Genomic DNA, 21,360 nt, shown 5'->3' with positions numbered 1-21,360 from the left:
ATCGATAATTTATTATCGATGTAGTTAAAGCGAAGGCGAGCATAGCAATAATAAATAATAATTTTTACTATTTAGTATAATAAAAATTTGACAATGAAAAAAAACTTTATATACTATAAATAGTAGGAATAAGATATGGCAAAACTTCACATTGATAATGAAAATGTAAAAAAATATATATTCAGCATCTCAGAAAAATTAATGAGACATTTTGATTTGGAATATGAAATAACTAAAGAAGAAGAATATTTTGACCTTTATGCTTTCCATAGAAATGATTTTTTCAAGTCGTTTATAACTAAATCAACTGTTTATGAAGGCTATTCTGTATTTGAGCATATGCTTTTAAGATTTATTAAGGATTTAAATAAAGAGTATATAGAAAGTTTCCAAGAAATGCTTATAAAACTTACCCCTATACTATCAAATCCTAATAAATTTCATAAAAGAAGTGTAATTACAGGAATAATAGTAACAGAAAGTCCTCTAGATAAAGAATGGGAAAAAATAGTAAAGAAATTTTTTTATAAAGTTAATTATAAGCTGTTATTTCACGGCTGGTCAGAAACTCAATATGCTATAGTATCTATGACAGATAAAAATGTGTACTTACCTAAAATGCGTAAAAAAGAATTAAAACTTCTTCTTTCGGATTTTTAGGAAATTATAAAAAATAAAAAAAGGAGATAAAAAATGAATGCTTTCATTCTTCTATTGCTAGGTATGGTAATCTTTTTTATAGCCTACATTACTTATGGTTCATATTTAGCAAAGAAATGGGGTATTGACCCTGGTAAGAAAACACCTGCTCATACTCTTAATGACGGAAGAGACTATGTACCTACTGATGCTAAAGTTTTATTAGGACACCATTTCTCTTCAATAGCTGGTGCAGGTCCTATTACTGGTCCGATTATTGCAACTATGTTCGGATGGCTTCCTGTGTATTTATGGATATTATTCGGATGTGTATTCTTCGGAGGAGTACATGATTATGGTTCATTAGTTGCTTCTTTAAGACATGAAGGTAAATCTATCGGAGAAGTTATAAGACATAATGTTAGCCAAAAAGGTAAAATAATGTTTACTCTATATGCATTTATTACTATTTGTTTAGTAGTAGCTGCATTCTTAGATATTACTGCCGGCACTTTTGCTGTAAATGTTGATAATTACAGAGAATCTGCTGCTGCTGGTACTGCAAGTATGCTGTTTATCGTTTTGGCTCTGTTATTCGGCTTCTTAGTTTATAGAAGAGGTGTTAATGTTGCTCTTTCAACAATAATCGGTGTTATATTATTAACATCTATTATTTTTATATCTGATAAATTCCCATTTTTGACTTTACAAAAAGTACATTGGCAGATTATATTAGTAATATATATAATTTGTGCTTCTTTAATGCCTGTTTGGATACTGCTTCAGCCTAGAGACTATTTATCTTCATTCTTGCTTTATGCTATGGTAATCGGAGGCGTTGTTGGTTTAGTAATAATGAGACCTGCTTTGCAAACTCCTGCATTTACCAGCTTTATGCCTAGTGCAGGAAACTATCTATTCCCAATACTTTTCATCACTGTTGCATGCGGTGCTATATCAGGATTCCACGCTCTTGTTAGTTCTGGTACTAGTGCTAAGCAGCTTAATAGTGAAAAAGATGCAAAATTAGTAGGATATGGTGCTATGCTTATCGAAGGTATAGTTGCTATAGTGGCATTAATGAGTGTTTCTGCTGTTGCCGGAAACGGACAAGGCACACCTGCTGCTAGATTTGCTACTGGTGTTGCTACTTTTATGACTTCTTTCGGAATACCATTAAGTATAGGTAAAACTTTCGTTACTTTAGCATTTGCTTCTTTTGCTTTAACTTCTTTAGACAGTGCTACTCGTATTGGAAGATACTTGATACAGGAATTAGGCGAATATACTGCTGCTGACGGAAGAGTACATAAAACTATATTAACTAATCCTTATATAGCTACATGTATTACTGTTATTGTATCTTTAGGATTTACTCTTTATGGTTATGGAAGAATCTGGCCTATATTCGGAAGTGCTAATCAATTATTAGCAGGATTATCATTATTAGCTGTTGCTGCTTGGATAAAAAATCGTCAGGGAAGAAATTCTTGGGAAAATATCATTCCTTTGACTTTTATGTTCATAGTTACTCTTTCAGCTTTAGGCTTAGTTGTTTATAATAATATAGCAAAAGCTACTTTTGACGGTTATGTATTAGCTGCTATAGCTCTTGTTATGATAATATTAGCTGTTGTTGAATTATTCATCACAGGACAATGGGCTAAAGGATTATCTAAAGAAACCGCTTCTAACCCTAATGATCCTATTAAAAACAAATAATTTCAATTAAATATCTCAAACTCCCCTTTCATAAAATAATTATGGAAGGGGATTTTTTAATTTATAATCATCATAAAACTTGTAAATATTTATATAATTTTTTAATCTAATTAAATTTTTAGCTTTGCCGATATAATATATGTATTATATTCCAAATAAAGGTGAAATATTTTCTATTATTATGTCTAATAAAAAATTTAAATTAAAAGAAGAAAAAGCTGTATTTGCTGATATTAGATCTGCTATATCTATTTCGATATTTGATAGTGAAATTAATAATTATGACGGAAGTGTTGATACTGATGTTAGAAGAGCTGTTATGTATAATAAAATAGTATTTGAAAATTTAGTAAAGCGTCTATTTTCATACCAAGCAAGCAGAGAAGATAAAAAAGACAGATTAAAAGAATTATCTCTAATTAAAATGATAAAAAATGACAGTGTATCTTTATCTAAAGAAAGACTTTATTATATAGAAAATCCTAATGAAAAAACATTTGAGTTTTTAAATGATGTATTAGATAAAAATAAAAAAGTAAGGGGATATAGCGAATATATACTTTACTCATTATTTAATCATTATTTTGACTATATAAAAAATTGATAGTTTTAAATATTATCCTTAATAAAATTATATATAGAGGATTTTATTATTATGAAAAAAATTATTACAATATTTATAATATCTATTTTTGTATTATTATCATCATTATTATTTGCTCAGAATGCCGCACCTAATGACGAAAGAAATATAGACAGAGAATTCTATAATGCAGAAAAGCTTTTCTTTCAAAAAAAATACAATTTTGCAAGAGAAGCATTTTTATTATATCTAAAAAGAAGACCATTATCAACAAATGATATGCTGTATTATTATATAGGAGCATGTTATTTTCAAGATAAACAATATGAAAATGCAATAGATTATTATAAATTAGCATTTGATATAAATGATTCATATTCATACTGCAATAATATAGCAAACTCATATTATCAGTTAAAAAATTATGAAGATGCTTTAGTTTGGTACAATAGGGCTGTACAGCGTCTGCATTCTCCTTTTAATATCAAATTAAATTATGAAGTATTAACTAATTATACAATTTCCCAAAATGCAGTAACAAATACAATATTTATATTTGATGTAAATAATACAGCTGCTGATGAGTTTACAGATAATACACCTATAGGAAGCAATGAATACAGTTTAGATAATGATACTAATAACATAATATCAGCTGATACTAATTATATATCTGATGCCGTAAATAATTTAAATCAGGAAAATGAAAATATAAAAAATGCATTTGATAATACATTTACAAAACTTCCATTATTTACTAATATTATTATAACAAATACATATACAAATGAATATGAATTTACAAATACAACAGTAATTTTTGAAGCCAATAATAATTTTAATCTTGAAGTTGTTGATCCTTCTGTATCTGATACATCTCTTCCTCCAACTATATACACAAATGATACTATAACAGGAAATTCTAATAATGTTTCTTTTATTACAAACTCTACATCAACAGGCACTGCTTATGTAATAACAGAAGAAAATCCTTTTACAGTAACTAATATAGTCATAATGACTAATATTATAGATACAAACGGCAATATGACAGAAATAAAAACTAATATAGCCTCAGTAGATGCATATAATACTTGGGCTTTATATTATAGTGCATATCTTAATATGGGGCATACATTTCTTGCAATGGGAGAAATAACTAATGCTGCAATATCCTATGAAATATTTTTAACTAATGTAGGCAGCGATTATTATCAAAGAGAATCTTTAGAAAGAGTAATATCATTAATAAGAAGCAATGACACATCTGTTAAATTTATTCCTTTTACAAATAATTATAGAGTAAATACAAATAATGACGGAAGCATCACAACAGAAAATATATTACCTAATTTTGATTATGCGAGAGAAACAATATATCCTAATGGAGTTAGAATAATATATGAAAACGGAAAAATAGAAAAAACAAAAATATATTCAAATAATTATGAAATTTCAGATACTATATATCCTTATGGAAAAAGAGAAATAGAAACCATATTTGAAAATGGCGATAAAAGAGTAGAAACTTATATGATAGATAATTCAAAATCTATCCATACAAAAACATCATCAGGAGATAATTTTGAATATACATTATATCCTGACGGCTCTTTCATAAATAGAAAAACTTTAGATAGTAATAAAACATTTGTTTCTGAAAAATCTGACGGTTCTATTACCACAAATTATAAAGATGATAATGGAACATTCTTCTACAGCAGAAGTTTAGACGGAACTGAAGTAAAAAGAACTGAAGATAATTTAGGAAATATTAAAACAGAAACAAAAAGAGTTGATGGTGCTGTTATAGTAAAAACAGAAAATCCTGACGGAAGCTATATTGTAGTTGCCAATTATACAGACGGAAGTATAGGAACTACAGCAGTTGATACTAATGGAATAAGCAATTTAAAAATAGTTTATCCTGACGGAAGAGTTGAAGAGAGAAGCTCATCAGATTCAGGTATGGGTACATTCTCATATAATGTAAAATCTGATGACGGAAGCATAATAACAAAAACATATAATGAAGACGGATCTTTTACTGTTATAACAAAAAAAGTTGACGGCACAATAATAAAAGATACAGTTGCTGAAGATACTATAAGCGAAATAACAATGCCTGACGGAACTGCTATAAAAAGAATTATAAGACAGGACGGCTCAAGAGAAACTACAACGCTTAATAGAGATTCAACTACCATAACAGAAGTAGTATCAGCAGACTCAAGCAGTATAACAACAACTATTAAGCCTGACGGTTCAAGCATATCTGTGATAAGAGATATTGCAGGAAATACAGAAACTACAGCAGAAGAGGCTGACGGAAGTATTTCTATTACAAAAACTTATACAGACGGAAGAAGCAGCGTTAATGAAGTCAGAGCAGACGGCGTTACTATAACTATAGAAAATGACGGCAGAAATAAAACTACTTTGGCAAAAGATTCCGAAGGATATGTACTTGAAATGAAGCAGTATAGAAATGAAAATCCTGAAATAACATTAACTGATTCTTTAGGAGAGGCAGTTGAAGCAGAAACTGCTAAGACAGTAATAAGAAGAATGGATATAAATATAAAAGTTGAAGATATTAATAATCTTAAGCTGCCGCCTGAACCTATACCAGAAGAAAAAGAAAATACTGAAAATATATCTGCTGATGATAATATAAATACTGATGATAATATAGATTATAATATGAATGCTGATAATAATACTGATGATGATAATATTTTGCCTGATACAGCTGAACAATAAAAAATTAATTATAAAGTAAAACGCTTAAAAAAATAGCTATGACTAATAATCATAGCTATTTTTATTATATTTAAAATAATCCTTTTATATTTCCATTTTCATCTATATCTATACTGCATGCAGCTGGAATCTTAGGAAGTCCGGGCATATCAATTATTCCTCCAGCCATAACAACTATAAATCCCGCACCTGAAGAAAGTCTTATATCATCAACATTTAATGTATACCCTTTAGGAGCATTCAATAAAGACGGATTATCTGATATAGATTTTTGTGTTTTTGACATACATATCGGAAGATTTCCAAAAGACATATCCTCTATTTTTTTAATCATTTTTAAAGCTTTATTAGAAAACTTAATCTCCCCTGCCCCGTATATTTCTTTGCATATAATTTCTATTTTCTCTTTTACGCTTTTTTCCAAATCATAAAGAGGCTTATAATTGGACTCCAAAGCATTTTTTACTACTTTATGAGATAAATCTATACTGCCTTCTCCTCCTTTAGCCCAAACTTCGCATAATGAAACATCAATACCCATATTCTCACAATGCTTTATTATGCATTCAATTTCTTTATCAGTGTCGGCAGAAAATTTGTTTACAGCAACTATTACAGGAATATTATATTTATGCATATTTTCAATATGTTTATCCAAATTTTCAAATCCCTTATTTAAAGCATCTAAGTCCTCTTTATTAATATCCAAAGCCCCGCCATGATGCTTTAATGCTCTTATAGTAGCAACCAAAACTATACAATTAGGCTTCAAATCAGCAATACGGCACTTTATATCAAGAAATTTTTCAGCTCCTAAATCGGCGGCAAATCCAGCCTCTGTAATAGTATAATCAGAAAGCTTCAAAGCCATTTTAGTAGCAAGTATAGAATTGCATCCATGTGCAATATTAGCAAAAGGTCCGCCATGAACTATAACAGGAGTATTCTCAAGAGTTTGAACTAAATTAGGTTTTATAGCATCTTTAAGCAATGTACAGCATGCACCTTCTATTTTTAAATCTTTTACCTTTAATGGATTATCATTTATATCATAAGCAAATATAATATTTCCTATTCTCTCTTTCAAATCCATTAATGAATTAGACAAACAAAGTATAGCCATAATCTCAGATGATACAGTTATTTGAAATGATGACTGCCTTACCATACCGTTTTCATTTCCTCCAAGACCTATAACAATATCCCTTAATGCCCTGTCATTCATATCCAAAACTCTTTTAAATACTATCTTTTTAATATCTATATTCAATTCATTTCCATGCTTAATATGATTATCAATACATGCTGATATCAAATTATGTGCACTTGTTATAGCGTGAAAATCTCCGTTAAAATGCATATTAATATCTTCCATAGGCACAATTTGAGAATAACCTCCTCCGCAGGCTCCTCCCTTTATGCCGAATACAGGACCAAGAGAAGGTTCTCTTAAAGCTGCTGCTGCATTTTTTCCTATTTTATTTAAGCCCTGAGTAAGACCTATAGTAACAGTGGATTTGCCTTCCCCTGCAGGTGTAGGAGTTATGGCTGTTACTAAAATTAATTTTCCGTCTTTTTTATCTTTTAATTTATCTAATAATGATAATTCAATTTTGGCTTTATATTTGCCGTAAACTTCATAATCTTCATCTTTTAAATTAAGTTTTTCTGCTATTTTTTCTATTCTTAATAATTTACATTCCTGAGCTATTTCTATATCAGATTTCATTATAATCTCCAAAATATAGTTTTTATTTATTTAACAATATACTATAATTTACAAATATTTGATACTATATAAAATTTAAAAAATAAAAAAATATTATTGAATTTTGTCAAATTATTATTATAATCTTTCAAAAATGTTTAAAAATTATTTTTTAATTTATATTAAAAGGATTAATTAATGGATAAAGTAAATGTAAGTTTAATCGGAGTTGGAAGAATGGGACAGTTCCATTTGAATGTTATAAGTCAGATAAATAGTATAATTTTATCAGGAATATATGATGCCGATGAAAAACATCTTAATGAAATATCACAGAAGTATAATATAAAAAAATTTTCAAGTATAGATGAGGCTGTAGATAATTCAGATGCTGTAATAATAGCAAGCCCTACAGTTCATCATTTTGAAATAGCAAAAAAAGCAGTAATGAAAGGAAAGCATGTATTAGTAGAAAAGCCGATGACAGAAACTTATGCTCAGGCTGTAGAATTGGAAGAGATTGTAAAACAAAAAAATGTTATATTTCAGGTAGGACATGTTGAAAGATTTAACGGCGCTGTTCAGGAACTTCATCATATAATAGAAAAACCTTATTTAATAGAAGCAAGAAGATTAGCACCTTTTACTCCGCGTATTACGGATGTAGGAGTAGTATTTGATATAATGATACATGATTTGGATATAGTAACATCTTTAGTAAAAAAACCTATTATAAGATTCTCAGCAAATGGAAAAAGAATAAGAACCAATAATGAAGATATTGCTAGTGCATTATTAGAATTTGAAGATTCAACAATAGCAGTAATAAGTGCAAGCAGAGTAACTCAGGAAAAAATAAGAACATTAGCTATAAGTACAGAAGAAGCATATTTTATACTAGATTATGCCACTCAGGATATAACTATACATAGACAGGCAGCAAGCCAAAGCAATATAAAAACTTCAATAGGAATTAATTACAAACAAGAATCTATAATAGAAAGAGTATTTATACATAGAGATAATCCTCTCAAATTAGAAGATGAACATTTTGCTAACTGCATATTAGGAAAAGATAAAAGATTTGTATCTATTGAAGATGATGTAAATACTATAAAATTAACAGAAGAAATTTTAAAAGAAATAAAAAAGACTTGGTAGTAATTTTACCATGCATAAAAATAATTGCTTAGAAATATAATTAAAAAAATTAATTATACTAAGCAATTATATTAATTAATATAAAGCAGTTTATATTTAAAAATAATACCTGCCTCCTATACTAATTCTTCCAAAACCAGCTTTATTAATTTTATCAGAATATCCAAGTTTTTTGCCATCTGGTACTAAATGTATGCCTCCGCCAAATTCTAATACTATTCCAATATGTTTATTTACATTTATATTAAAACCAGCTCCTCCTCCTACTTCCCAATAATAAGGAGATTTAAATAAAAATTTTGTATTTTTGTCAGAATCAAAAGATAAAAATCCAAAGCTGAAAAAAGCAAAACCATATCTTGCTATACTTATCTTATCATGATATTCATCATCTCCTCCGAAAGTAAATTTCTGCATAATGCCTAATTGATACATTTTAGGACTTTCATCATATATTTTAGAGCCTGTAATAGAAGTATAGCTTTTTATTTGAAAATTATTATATTTCATTATTTTAAATCCTAATTCTATATTAACAATTGTTTTTATAGAATCAACTGTACTGAATAATCCTATAGAAAAAAATCTATTATCTAATACAGACTGAAAACCTTTATTATCATTATTTTCTTCATTTTCTTTACTTTCTTCTGCATTTAATATAGTAAATAAATTAAAAAATATAATATTCACCATAAGAATATATCTTAATATTTTCATTATATCTCCAAAAATAATAAATCAATAAATAAACAAAGGAAAAAATTATGCTGTAAATTAACATTCTTCTTTATTATTCTCTTTTAAACTATTTATATTCTCTATATTCTCATTTTCTTTTATAGTTCTTATCTGAGTGAAGAAATAGAAATATTTAGAAATAAAAAGTATTACAAGAGCAATTCTAGCATACAAATTATTAACAAAAATAAATGTAATAATCAGCATAGCACTGACAGGTAAAAGTATAGTGAGTTTAGATTTCAAAGTCATAGCTCTTGATTGAACAAAACTTTCTAAATATTTTTTATATAATTTTGTAGACAAAAACCAATCATGAAATTTTTTAGAGCCCTTTGCAAAAAAGAAAGAAGCAAGAAGAAGAAAAGGCGTTGTAGGAAGTATTGGAACAACTATCCCAACTACGCCAATACCTACGAAAATAAAGCCTAAACATATAAATAATATTCTCATATTTAATACCTTTAAAATCTATTTTTCATATTGCAGACAATCATAACAAAAATATGTTTTAAAGCTATAGCAGGATTATGAAAAATCATTCTTTTTCCAGAAAAAAACATTATTTTTTTTATTTTTTCTTTCATATCATTATTTTTTTCATATCCTTATTTTTTATAGCAATGAGAAGTACATACACTGCAGAATGTTTTTGTAGAAATGAATCTGCATTTTGACGTTCTTTCACAAGCATAATTTCACATTCTTTTACAAATGTTTTATTATAAATTTTATATAATTATATCTGCAGTACAATAATATAAAATAATATATTATTTTTATAATTTATTTTTCTTTTACAGCTATCATATTTATTACATTTACAATACTTTTAAATATATATAATATGTATTTTTAAGATACATATAAATTAGTATTTATTTTCTAATTTGTTAGTGTATACTAACATTTAAACAAAAAAAGTCAATGCTTTTCTATATACGAAACATATATATTTATAAATATTTCAATTGTTTTATATATTTTTTTGATTTAAATTATAAAATATAGGCTTAATACAATATTAAAATAATTTTCAAATATAAGAAATATAAAAAAATTCATATAATACTATTTTAATAATTGAAAAAAAATTATATTGGTATATTATTATTCAAATAAAAATTTTATTAAATAATAGATGTTTATGGAGGAAACATGGCTGTATCTAAGAAAAAAGCAGCAGATAAATCTTCATCAAAAAAGGTTTCCAAATCTGCTAAAAAAACAGTTGCTGCAAAAAAATCAGCACCTAAATATTATGTATCAGAGACTCCTTTAAAGAGTGCTGATAAAGAAATTTTTGCAGCAATGAAAAATGAGTATAAAAGAGAAGTTAATGGCTTTGAACTTATAGCTAGTGAGAATATAGTTTCACGTGCTGTTATGGAAGCACAGGGCTCTATATTCACAAATAAGTATGCTGAAGGCTATCCGTCAAAAAGATATTATGGCGGATGCAGTGAAGTTGATATTGTAGAAAATTTGGCTAGAGAAAGAGCTAAAAAATTATTCAATGCACCTTTTGTGAATGTACAGCCTCATTCTGGTTCTCAGGCTAATATGGGAGTTTATATGGCAGTACTTCAGCCCGGAGATACTTGTTTAGGATTATCTTTAGATTCAGGAGGACATTTAACACATGGCAAGAATGTAAATTTCTCCGGAAAAATTTATAATTTTGAACACTATAATGTAAGAAAAGATACTATGCAGATAGATTATGATGAAATCAGAGATATAGCCAAAAGAATTAAGCCTAAATTAATAGTTGCAGGCGGAAGTGCTTATCCTAGATTCATTGATTTCAAAAAATTCAGGGAAATAGCAGATGAAACTGAATCTCTATTAATGGTTGATATGGCTCATATTGCAGGACTTGTTGCAGCAGGAATTCACCCAAGCCCTGTTCCTTATGCACATTTTGTTACAGGTACAACACATAAAACTTTAAGAGGTCCTAGAGGCGGATACATCATTTCTACACAAGAAGATTTGGCTAAAAAAATAGATAAAACAATATTTCCAGGTATACAAGGAGGACCTTTAATGCATGTTATAGCTGCTAAGGCTGTATGTTTTAAAGAAGCTTTGGACTCTAAATTTATTAAATATCAGGAACAAGTTGTAAAAAATGCTGAAGCTATGTCTAATATGTTTTTAGCAAAAGGTTATGAATTAATTTCAGGCGGTACTGATACTCATTTAATATTAATAGATGTAAAAAAATCTAAAGGCATAACAGGACAGCTTGCAGAAACTATTTTAGATAAGGCTCATATAACAATAAATAAAAATGGAATACCTTATGATACCGAATCCCCAATGGTCACAAGCGGAATAAGACTTGGAACGCCTGCTGTAACTACAAGAGGATTAAAAGAAAAGGATGTTATGGAATTAGCACAATATATAGATGAAGTTTTAAGCAATAGTAATGATGAAAAAGTTATTAATGCTGCCGCCAAAAAAATAACTGCTCTATGCAAAAAGTTTCCTATGTATAAATTTATAGCTGATATGTAATATATCATTTATAAAGGGGGCATCAAATCAATGAAGCCCCTTTATTAATTTTATAATAATTAATTAAATAAATTTAGAATCTCTTCTTCTGTCAAATTTTCTTCTATAATTTTTTTAAGCAAATCATCATCTCCTAAAGCATCAGCTAAATCAGCTATTGCATCCTGATGGCTGTCAGCATCTTCAGCAGCCAATGTGAAAAATAAATATACTTTTTTTTCTGTCTGATAAAAGTCCACACCATTTTTAACTTTCAATAAACTCATACCCTTTTTTATAACGCCCTCTTCAGGTCTTGAATGAGGCATAGCGACACCGTCAATTAAAACTATATAAGGTCCGTTTTTTATTACATTTTCTATGATAGAATCTATATACCTAGCTTCTATATTCTCAGCATCTAAAAGAGGTTTTGCAGCTATTCTTAAAGCCTCCTGCCAATCTTTTACGCTTTCTGCGATTTGCACTTTGCCGTTTAGCATTTCTTTTAACATATTAAATCCTTAATTTTTAATTATTATTTTTTATATAATTACAGTATTACAGTTAATAAAAACTATAATTCTATATAATCAAATATTTCATTTATCTTATCTAAAACTATATAAGCACCTTTATCTATAAGTTCTTCCCTGCTGTAACTATTAGTAATAGCAGCAGATTTTATATCAGCTTTTTTTGCCGCTTCAATACCAGCCAAACTATCTTCAAATATTAATACATCATTTTTTTTCAAATCATTATTATAATTTTTTAGAAGCTCAAATGCATGCAGAAATAAATCAGGTTCAGGCTTAGCTTTTAATTTTTCATTAAAACATGAATAATCTTTAATATATTTGGATATTCCCTTTATATCAGAATATTTTTTTACATATTTAATATTACTATTAGATGCTATAACAACATTTAAACTCTTAAATCTCTCTAAAGTTTCTATAACTCCGTCAAATAAATTTAAATCAGTTTCAAGCAATTTATAAAAATATTTTTCAGTATCATCAAAAAAATTATCAGGAACATAATGTCCTTCTTTTTTTAAAATATTACGCATATCATTTGTCTGCATACCCGCCATAGATTCAAAATCAACATCTTTAAGTATATTCATTTTATCAGCAACTGCTATCAATGACTTTGTATATATGCTCTCACTATCAACTAATGTGCCGTCAAAATCAAATATTATAGCTTTAGGTCTTATTATATCCATATAATATTCCTTAAAATATAAAAATAGCTATTTAAAGTATTTATTATTTTACAATATATATAAATATGATATAATAATAATACTTAAATTTCAAGGAGATTTTATTATGAAATTAGACAAAATACAGAAATTTGGAAGATATTTAAGCAATATGGTACAACCTAATATTGCAGCTTTTATAGCTTGGGGATTAATAACTGCTTTCTTTATACCTACAGGCTGGTTTCCAAATGAAAAGTTAAATGGCTTAGTTTCTCCAATTCTTACATATCTGCTTCCTATACTGATAGCATATTCAGGCGGAAATATGGTTTACGGACATAGAGGGGGAGTTGTAGGAGCTATAATGGCTGCAGGAGTTATTGTAGGTTCAAATATACCTATGTTTTTGGGAGCAATGATTACAGGACCTTTAGGAGCATTTTTAATAAAAAAATTAGACGGATTAATAGTATCTAAAATACCTACTGGTTTTGAAATGCTTGTTAATAATTTTTCAGCTGGAATATTAGGTATGATATTAGCTATTATATCTTTATTTATTATAGGACCTATTGTAGAAGCTATAAGCAATGCTTTATCATCTGGAGTAAAAGTATTGGTAGATTTAAAATTACTGCCTTTGGTTTCAATATTAGTAGAACCTGCCAAAGTATTTTTCTTAAATAATGCTATAAATCACGGAGTTTTCTCTCCTATAGGAATACAGCAGGTAGCCGAAACAGGAAAATCAATATTCTTCACAATAGAAACTAATCCCGGACCTGGTTTAGGAGTATTATTAGCATATACTTTATTCGGCAAAGGGCGTTCCAAAGCAACAGCACCGGGAGCTGCTATTATACACTTTTTCGGAGGAATACATGAAATATATTTCCCTTATATATTGATGAATCCTATATTAATTTTAGCATTAATTGCAGGCGGTATGAGCGGAGTTTTAACTACATTAATACTTAACGGCGGACTTATAGCCGTACCTGCACCCGGCTCTATAATAGCAATATTAGCAGTAACACCTAAAGGAGGTTTTTTAGCTACAATATTAAGCATAGTAATTGCAGCTGCTGTAACATTTTTAATTGCTTCAATATTCGTAAAAAAATCGCCTGAAGAAGATTTAGAAAATGCAATAGAAAAAAGCAAAGCTAATAAAATCACAAATACTGATGATACAGAAAAAGAAGATAAAGAAAGTAAAGAAGATAATGATATAAAAATAACAGAAATTAGTTTTGAAGATGCAGTAAAAAAACTAGAAATAAAAAAGATAGTTGTAGCATGCGATGCAGGAATGGGTTCAAGTGCTATGGGAGCTGCTGTACTTAAAAGAATAGCTAAAGAAAGAGGTTTGGAAAATGTTGCTATATTAAACTCTGCTATCTCTAATTTAGATGACAGTGCCGATATAATAATAACGCAAAAATCATTGACTAATTTAGCTAAAGAAAAAATGCCGAATAAAATACATTTAAGCATTAATAATTTTATGGATAAAAATTTCTATAATGAAATAGTGGATAAAATAAAAGAAAATCAAAAATAAGGAGTTAGCATAATGAAAAAGATGATTCAAATTGGTGCAGGAAATATAGGAAGGGCTTGTGTTGGAAGATTATTTCACGAGGCTTTATATGAAGTATATTTTTCTGATATAAATACTGAACTTCTATCTATGATATCAGATAAAAAATCTTATAATATAAGAATGGTTGGGAAAGATGTTGATAAAACTATAAAAATAGATAAAGTTGATAAAGTACCTGAAGATGAAGAAAGTTTATTAAAATTATTTGATGATATAGAAATTATAACAACTGCTGTAGGGGTTAATATACTTCCTAAAATAGCACCATTTATTTTTAAAGCTGTAAAAAGAAGATATGATGCCAAAAATGAAAAAGTATTGAATGTTATTGCCTGCGAAAATACTACAAATGCTTCTTCAAAATTAAAAGATAGTGTTTATGAACTTGCAGATGATAATATAAAAAAATGGATGGAAAATAAAACAGCTTTTCCTAATGTTGCAGTTGACTGCATAGTTCCTAATATAAAAAATTCAGATCCCCTTACAGTTACATGCGAAAATTTTGCTGAGCTTATAATTGATAAAAATGTTTTTGTAGGAGATTTGCCTCAAGTTGAAGGTTTATATTTAAAAGAAAACCTAGATGCTTATGTTGAAAGAAAATTATTTACTTTAAATACAGGACATGCCATAACAGCATATTTAGGATTTATAAATAATAAAAAAACTATATATGAAGCTGTAAATGATGAAGGCATTAAAGATATAGTATTGGGTGCTATGAGAGAAAGCGGTGCTGTTTTGGTAAAAAGGCACGGATTTAAAGAAAATGAGCATGAAGCTTATATACAGAAAATATTAAGCAGATTTTTCAATCCTTATTTAGAAGATTCAGTTTTGAGAGTAGGAAGAGAACCTATGCGTAAATTATCATACAATGACAGGATTATAAAACCTATATTAGGAACTTTAGAATATAATTTAAAACATGATAATTTAGTTAAAGGAGCAGCCGCCGCTTTTCAATTTTACAGCGAAGATGATAATGAAAGTAAAGAGCTTAAAAAAATGCTTGAGAGCGAAAGTTTATATGATGTGATTATAAAAGTAACAGGATTAAAAAATGAAAAAGCATTATCTGATGAAATATATAATGCATTAAAAAATAAATAAAAATTATTATATTTGATAATAAATAATATATATGTTATAATTGCAGAATAAGAAAATTATTAAAAACATATAAAATAAGAAAGGAGTGTATGATTATGGGATTAAAATTAATCATTGCCAAAGATGCTAATGCAGTTGGAAAAAAAGCAGCAGCTGAAATTATTAATTTATTAAAAGTAAAAAAAGATGCCGTTTTAGGGCTTGCTACAGGAGGTACTGCTGAAGCTGTATATCCTCATTTAATAAAGGCTTATGAAAAAAAAGAAATAGATTTTAAGAATGTTAAGTCAGTTAACTTAGATGAATATAAAGGATTAGATGCCAAAAATGAGCAGAGCTACAGATATTTTATGAATAAAAATTTATTTGATCATATAAATATCGAGAAAAAAAATACTTTCGTACCTAAAGGCATAGGCGAAAAAGAAAAAATATTAAAAGAGTTTAATGATAAAATAGAAAAACTTCCTAGAGATATACAGTTATTAGGAGTAGGACCTAATGGACATATAGCTTTCAATGAGCCTGATGATTTTCTGCATGCGAATGCATTATGCATTAAACTTGATGAAAAAACTATCAAAGCTAATTCAAGATACTTTGCATCAGAAAAAGATGTGCCTAAAGAAGCATTCAGTATGGGTATGGGCGGAATATTAAAGGCTAAAAAAATAGTTATAGCCGCTATAGGAAAAGGAAAGGCTTCTGCTATGAAAGAACTTCTTACAAATGATAAAATTACATCAAAATGTCCTGTTACTTTCCTTAAACTTCATAATGATGTTGTTGTTATTATAGATCAGGAATTAGCCGATTCTATACCAGAAATTAAAAACAAAAAAGGAAGCAAAAAATAATAATATCATTTTAATTATTTAGTAAAGGGATAGTTTTTTAGTACTGTCCCTTTTTTTATTTGTTTAAAAACTTATTCTGCTATATTACCCTATTAAATTTACTTTTTTACTTTATATATAGCATTCTATTATATATATTTAATACTTTAATAATACAAAGTTTTTATTATATAATATTTTATTATTTTCATAAAAAATGGTTTTAACTATATATGCATATAAAAATTAGGATAAATAAAAATGAATAATAGTATAAAAAAGAAAGCAGTTTTAATAGTAGCTGACAGCTGCGGCGTAGGAGCATTGCCTGATGCTGAATACTTCGGAGATGAAGGAGCGAATACTCTTTCTAATTTGGCAAAAGCTAACGGCGGAATAAATATACCCAATATGGAAAGAATGGGTATTGGAAATATAGCAGATATAGAAGGCGTAGCTAAAAATAATAATGCTATTGGCTATTATGGAAAGGCTATGGAAACTTCTAAAGCAAAGGATACCACTACAGGACATTGGGAAATAGCAGGACTTATATCTGAAAAAGCTTTCAATACCTATCCTAATGGTTTTCCTGAAATAACTATAAAAAAAATAGAAGAGTTTTCAGGAAGAAAAGCGGTATGTAATAAACCTTATTCAGGCACAGAAGTTATAGATGATTATGCTGATGAACAGTTTAAAAACGGCTCTTTAATAGTATATACTTCTGCCGATTCTGTACTTCAGATAGCAGCACATGAAGATATAATACCCATAGATGAGCTATATAAAATATGCAAAAAATCCCTCGAAATATGTAATGAATATTCTCCTGCCGCAAGAGTAATAGCCCGTCCGTATATAGGAAGCAAAGGCAATTATAAAAGAACTGAAAGAAGACATGATTATTCTGTTCCTCCAAACGGAGAAACTATGCTTGACAGGATTAAAAATAATAATCTTCCTGTAATTGGAATTGGTAAAACGAGCGATATATTTGCAGGCGTAGGAATTACAGATAATAGACAGACGAATAAAAATAATCTTGATGGCATAGAGAAAACAATTAAAGCTATAAAAGAAACTGAAGAAGGATTAATATTTACAAATTTAGTTGATTTTGATATGCTTTACGGACATAGAAGAGATTATAAGGGATATAAAAATGCTTTAGAAGAATTTGATAAATATATTCCTGAAATGCTTGAAAATCTAAATGATGACGATTTATTTATTATAACGGCAGATCATGGATGCGACCCTACATATAAGGGAAGCGATCATACAAGAGAATATATACCGATACTTGCTTATGGTAAAAATCTAAGAAAAAATGTAAATATTGGTATAATGGATTCATTTGTTTCAATAGCGGCTGCTATAGAAAAACATTTGCTTGGCTATACTAAACTTCAGGGATCTTTTATATAGAAGTTTTATATAATTAAAAATAAATATCAAAAATAGTTGTGATTTTAATGTCAGAATATATTATTTTTTATCTGAAAATAGTATCATTGCAATAATACCTACAATGCTTCCAGTGATAAGAGATAGTATAAATACAGGCACAATTAAAAATCTAATATCAGGAAGTTTAAATAAATATTTAGACAAAAATGCCTGAGATAAATTGCTTGTTAATGCCCCTATTAAACTTACTCCTAAAATAGAAAAAGTATTTTTGAAACAGTTTATAAATTTCATAGCTATAACAGATGTTATGCCTCCGCATAATCCTAAATAAAAAGGAGGAGTTAGTATATAGGCAAAAACTAAAGCAACTGATACATTTTTTATTAATATAAGTAATAATAATTCCCTAAAACTAAATATATCTATAACCATCAGTATAATGACAAAAGAAAAACCTATTCTGAAATATGGTATAGGCTTTGGAAACATATTTTCTACTGCTGCAATAAATGATGATATAAAAGCAAAAAATATTATATCATATATTCTTCTTTTTCCTGAATGCGATTTTATATTTTCTAAAAATACCATAAATAACTCCTACTGAACTATAGAGTCTATTTCAATATCATTTTCTATATTTTTTTCAAACCTTATAGATATTCCATTAGGCATGCATATTATAGGTGCATTTTTAAGTATTCCTGCTTTAATGCATAATTTATCTCGGCAAGGCGATGAATTAAACATAATATGCCCATTACTTATAATTATTTTTGATTCTCCCAACAAGCCGTTAATTATAATATTTCTGTCTGTATTCAAATCATATCTGAAAGATTTATTATAAGAATCTATAATTATTTTACTGCTTTTATTTTGTATTAAATTTCCAGCATAAAAAATAGAAAAAATTATTATAAATAAAAATATTATTATATCGCCGTATTTTAATTTGTACATTTTTAATTAGTCTGCATATTATTAACAGCAGATGTATCTCTTTTTGTTATTTCAACATCAAAAAATGAAGGTTCTATTTCTAAAAGTTTTGTATGAATAGGTATATTAGCCTCAACAGATACATTTGAATATATTCCAGTATTTGTCATATATTTTAAATCAATATATAATATAATATCATCAATATATATATTAGTAAGTATAGTTTTATTAGCCTCTAAAACCAATCTGTCAATAACAAAAGCATTATCAGAATTAACATTAAATTTACTATTTAAATTATCTATATTAACTGCAATATTATTAAACTCTATTTTTTCTACATCTTTATTAAAAATTACATCTATATTAACCATAGATACATCAGATTTTATATTATAAGGTAAATTTATTCTTGATATTGCAGAATAATCTGAATACTTATCAGTTAAATCTACATTGTATGTTTTTACTTCATCTATTGATGATATGAGAGTTTTAGGACCTGATATTATAGTATTAGAAGGACTTACTAATATATTATCAACAGCCAAACCTGAATAAGCCTCTCCAATAGTAGGTACAGTTATAGGAACAGTTTTGTATGCAATCTCATCTAAAATAATAGGTATTTTATTCGGGTTTACTGCAATATTCATTTTGGAATAATCTATATCGCCTACAAAATATACATCATACATATTACTTCCTATTGATGCATTTGTAAGATCTATATAGGTGCTAAACTCTGTAGGAAGTTCATATACATTATCTTTGAAGCCTTTTAAAGTAATGGTAATATTTTCAGGAATACGATTTACTATTAATAATCTAGGAGGTATATTTCTAATTTCGACTTTTGTAATATAATCTTTTGTATATTCTTTTTGATATCTTACAAATAAAAATAATAGAAAAGACATCAAAAGGCATAATAATTTTACCCAAAATTTATTAGTTATAAAGCTTAACTTTTTTTTCAAATTAAATTTATTTAAATCAGATGTTTTTTTATCTCTCATTTTTTTATCTCTAAAAGCTCCCCAAGTCTTTTATCTAACTCTTCTCTAGTTAAATTATATTCCAATATCCCATTATGAACGATAGATACACATTGCGTCTCTTCTGAAACTACAATCACAACTGCATCTGTCTGATCCGACACTCCAAGTGCTGCTCTATGTCTTGTACCAAGTCTTCTATTTTTTATTTTAGGCTCTATTTCTGTAAGAGGTAAATATGCACTGGCTGCTGCTATTCTATTTTCTATTATTACAGCTGCACCATCGTGAATAGGGTTATTCTTAAAAAATATAGATTCAATAAGCTCCATAGATATATCAGCATTAAGTTTTACAGCACTATCAACTAAAGAATGAAGGGATATATTTCTTTGAAAAACAATTAATGCCCCATAACCTTTATATGATAAATTAAAAGTAGCACTTAATATCTTTTGTATCTGATCTTCATCATACCTAAATGAATTCTTAAGAAAAGCCCTTCCTCCCAATATTCTAAGAGCATGCTTTATCTCTGCCTGAAAAAGAACAACTATTGCTATAAGCCCCACTTGGAAAAATTGATCAAATATCCATGATAATGTATAAAGACCGAATACTTTTGCTATTAAAGTTATGAAAAATAATATTATAAAACCTATCGCTATGCTGTATGACCTTGTATTATAGATAAGAATATAAATTATATAAAATAATGCCGCAACAAATAATATATCAAGGGCGTAAAAGAAATACTTCCAATTTGTAGTTGATATAAAATTATTTATAAAATAAAGCATAACTTTTATATTATATCATAATATATATATTTGTAAATATAATTTTATTGGTAATTACATACAAAATTTACCCTTTAAAAATAAAAATACTTGACTTACCCAATATATAGCTTATCTTATATAAGAGGTGATAAATATGACTAAAAACTTTAATACTATAATTGATTTTTTAGAGCATTTCAAAGATGAAGAAACTTGTTTGAAGTATTTAAAAGAAATAAGATTTAAAAATGGCGAGTTCTGTCCTCATTGCGGTTATAGTAAAATATATACTTTTAAAGACGGTAAAACTTATAAATGTGCCAAATGTAGGAAACCATTTTCTATTAAAGTAGGTACTATATTTGGAGATTCTAAAATACCTCTTAAAAAATGGTTTTTAGCAATATTTTTACTTTGGAATAATCATAAAGGTATATCATCAATACAGTTAGCTGAACAATTAGGCGTAACTCAAAAAACAGCTTGGTTTATGGCTCAAAGAATAAGAGAAGCATACGATAAAGGAAGTATCAATAAAAGTAATATATTTGAAGTAGATGAAACTTATATAGGCGGTAAAGAAAAAAATAAAGGGCTGTCCTAGATAACTAAAAAAGCTCCTT

At 27.7% G+C, this 21,360-nt stretch carries 20 protein-coding genes and 1 pseudogene; 11 read left to right on the top strand and 10 right to left on the bottom strand.

Going from position 1 to position 21,360, the window contains the following annotated elements:
* Positions 1-135: 135 nt before the first annotated feature.
* From QZ288_RS10125 to QZ288_RS10110, 4 genes are all read left to right on the top strand, one after another.
* Complete coding sequence (locus QZ288_RS10125; protein WP_295158511.1) at positions 136-660, top strand: hypothetical protein; 525 nt, start codon at positions 136-138, stop codon at positions 658-660.
* Between the two features lie 33 nt (positions 661-693).
* Entirely contained in the window at positions 694-2,361 is a 1,668-nt protein-coding gene (locus QZ288_RS10120) for a carbon starvation protein A (RefSeq protein WP_295158509.1), read from the top strand.
* Positions 2,362-2,542: 181 nt separating this feature from the next.
* Positions 2,543-2,965, top strand: a complete 423-nt coding sequence (locus tag QZ288_RS10115; RefSeq protein ID WP_363322960.1) for a hypothetical protein — start codon at positions 2,543-2,545, stop codon at positions 2,963-2,965.
* Between the two features lie 51 nt (positions 2,966-3,016).
* Positions 3,017-5,707, top strand: coding sequence for a tetratricopeptide repeat protein (locus tag QZ288_RS10110; RefSeq protein WP_295158505.1), 2,691 nt, complete (start codon positions 3,017-3,019; stop codon positions 5,705-5,707).
* A gap of 70 nt (positions 5,708-5,777) precedes the next feature.
* Here QZ288_RS10110 and QZ288_RS10105 read toward each other — a convergent pair whose 3' ends face one another.
* A complete protein-coding gene (locus QZ288_RS10105; RefSeq protein ID WP_295158504.1) occupies positions 5,778-7,436 on the bottom strand; it encodes a formate--tetrahydrofolate ligase in 1,659 nt (552 codons plus the stop codon).
* A 177-nt stretch (positions 7,437-7,613) separates the two neighbouring features.
* On the opposite strand from QZ288_RS10105, the gene QZ288_RS10100 reads away from it, so the two are divergent.
* Complete coding sequence (locus tag QZ288_RS10100) at positions 7,614-8,576, top strand: Gfo/Idh/MocA family oxidoreductase (RefSeq protein ID WP_295158502.1); 963 nt, start codon at positions 7,614-7,616, stop codon at positions 8,574-8,576.
* Positions 8,577-8,672: 96 nt separating this feature from the next.
* On the opposite strand, the gene QZ288_RS10095 is transcribed toward QZ288_RS10100, so the two are convergent.
* The 3 genes and pseudogenes from QZ288_RS10095 to QZ288_RS10085 all read right to left on the bottom strand — a co-directional run bounded on the left by QZ288_RS10095 (position 8,673) and on the right by QZ288_RS10085 (position 9,979).
* Positions 8,673-9,296, bottom strand: coding sequence for a hypothetical protein (locus tag QZ288_RS10095; protein ID WP_295158500.1), 624 nt, complete (start codon positions 9,294-9,296; stop codon positions 8,673-8,675).
* A 57-nt stretch (positions 9,297-9,353) separates the two neighbouring features.
* Positions 9,354-9,770, bottom strand: a complete 417-nt coding sequence (locus QZ288_RS10090; protein WP_295158498.1) for a YbaN family protein — start codon at positions 9,768-9,770, stop codon at positions 9,354-9,356.
* Positions 9,771-9,781: 11 nt separating this feature from the next.
* Positions 9,782-9,979 (bottom strand): annotated as a pseudogene (locus tag QZ288_RS10085) (nitrous oxide-stimulated promoter family protein).
* A gap of 496 nt (positions 9,980-10,475) precedes the next feature.
* On the opposite strand from QZ288_RS10085, the gene glyA reads away from it, so the two are divergent.
* On the top strand, positions 10,476-11,843 hold the full coding sequence (glyA, locus tag QZ288_RS10080; RefSeq protein WP_295158496.1) for a serine hydroxymethyltransferase: 1,368 nt from the start codon (positions 10,476-10,478) through the stop codon (positions 11,841-11,843).
* A gap of 59 nt (positions 11,844-11,902) precedes the next feature.
* Here the strand turns inward: glyA and QZ288_RS10075 are convergent, their stop codons facing one another.
* Positions 11,903-12,337, bottom strand: coding sequence for a PTS sugar transporter subunit IIA (locus tag QZ288_RS10075; protein ID WP_295158494.1), 435 nt, complete (start codon positions 12,335-12,337; stop codon positions 11,903-11,905).
* Between the two features lie 62 nt (positions 12,338-12,399).
* A complete protein-coding gene (locus tag QZ288_RS10070; protein ID WP_295158491.1) occupies positions 12,400-13,056 on the bottom strand; it encodes an HAD family phosphatase in 657 nt (218 codons plus the stop codon).
* A gap of 106 nt (positions 13,057-13,162) precedes the next feature.
* On the opposite strand from QZ288_RS10070, the gene QZ288_RS10065 reads away from it, so the two are divergent.
* From QZ288_RS10065 to QZ288_RS10050, 4 genes are all read left to right on the top strand, one after another.
* Positions 13,163-14,602 carry a PTS mannitol transporter subunit IICBA gene (locus tag QZ288_RS10065; protein WP_295158490.1) on the top strand — a complete coding sequence of 480 codons (1,440 nt, stop codon included), beginning with the start codon at positions 13,163-13,165 and terminating at the stop codon, positions 14,600-14,602.
* 12 nt (positions 14,603-14,614) lie between these two features.
* A complete protein-coding gene (locus QZ288_RS10060; RefSeq protein WP_295158488.1) occupies positions 14,615-15,760 on the top strand; it encodes a mannitol-1-phosphate 5-dehydrogenase in 1,146 nt (381 codons plus the stop codon).
* Positions 15,761-15,855: 95 nt separating this feature from the next.
* Positions 15,856-16,617: a glucosamine-6-phosphate deaminase gene (locus QZ288_RS10055; RefSeq protein ID WP_295158485.1), complete on the top strand. Its 762-nt coding sequence runs from the start codon at positions 15,856-15,858 to the stop codon at positions 16,615-16,617.
* Between the two features lie 240 nt (positions 16,618-16,857).
* Positions 16,858-18,027, top strand: coding sequence for a phosphopentomutase (locus QZ288_RS10050; RefSeq protein WP_295158483.1), 1,170 nt, complete (start codon positions 16,858-16,860; stop codon positions 18,025-18,027).
* 60 nt (positions 18,028-18,087) lie between these two features.
* On the opposite strand, the gene QZ288_RS10045 is transcribed toward QZ288_RS10050, so the two are convergent.
* Genes QZ288_RS10045 through cdaA form a run of 4 tightly spaced genes read right to left on the bottom strand, consistent with a single transcriptional unit; the run spans position 18,088 to position 20,755 of the window.
* Positions 18,088-18,603 (bottom strand): Gx transporter family protein, encoded by a 516-nt coding sequence (locus tag QZ288_RS10045; RefSeq protein WP_295158481.1) that lies wholly within the window; start codon positions 18,601-18,603, stop codon positions 18,088-18,090.
* Between the two features lie 9 nt (positions 18,604-18,612).
* Positions 18,613-18,975: a NusG domain II-containing protein gene (locus tag QZ288_RS10040; RefSeq protein WP_295158480.1), complete on the bottom strand. Its 363-nt coding sequence runs from the start codon at positions 18,973-18,975 to the stop codon at positions 18,613-18,615.
* A gap of 2 nt (positions 18,976-18,977) precedes the next feature.
* Complete coding sequence (locus QZ288_RS10035) at positions 18,978-19,976, bottom strand: CdaR family protein (protein WP_295158478.1); 999 nt, start codon at positions 19,974-19,976, stop codon at positions 18,978-18,980.
* Positions 19,973-20,755 carry a diadenylate cyclase CdaA gene (cdaA, locus tag QZ288_RS10030; protein WP_295158477.1) on the bottom strand — a complete coding sequence of 261 codons (783 nt, stop codon included), beginning with the start codon at positions 20,753-20,755 and terminating at the stop codon, positions 19,973-19,975. The genes QZ288_RS10035 and cdaA overlap by 4 nt, the downstream gene beginning before the upstream one ends.
* Before the next feature lie 136 nt (positions 20,756-20,891).
* Between cdaA and QZ288_RS10025 the strand changes: the two genes are divergently transcribed.
* Entirely contained in the window at positions 20,892-21,341 is a 450-nt protein-coding gene (locus QZ288_RS10025; protein ID WP_295158475.1) for an IS1595 family transposase, read from the top strand.
* The last annotated feature ends 19 nt before the right edge of the window (positions 21,342-21,360 follow it).

The sequence above is a fragment of the uncultured Brachyspira sp. genome (genome assembly GCF_910578695.1).
Taxonomy (GTDB): Bacteria; Spirochaetota; Brachyspiria; order Brachyspirales; family Brachyspiraceae; genus Brachyspira.
The sequence above is the reverse complement of the archived record's forward strand: the minus strand, read 5'-3'. Positions and strand labels throughout refer to the sequence as shown.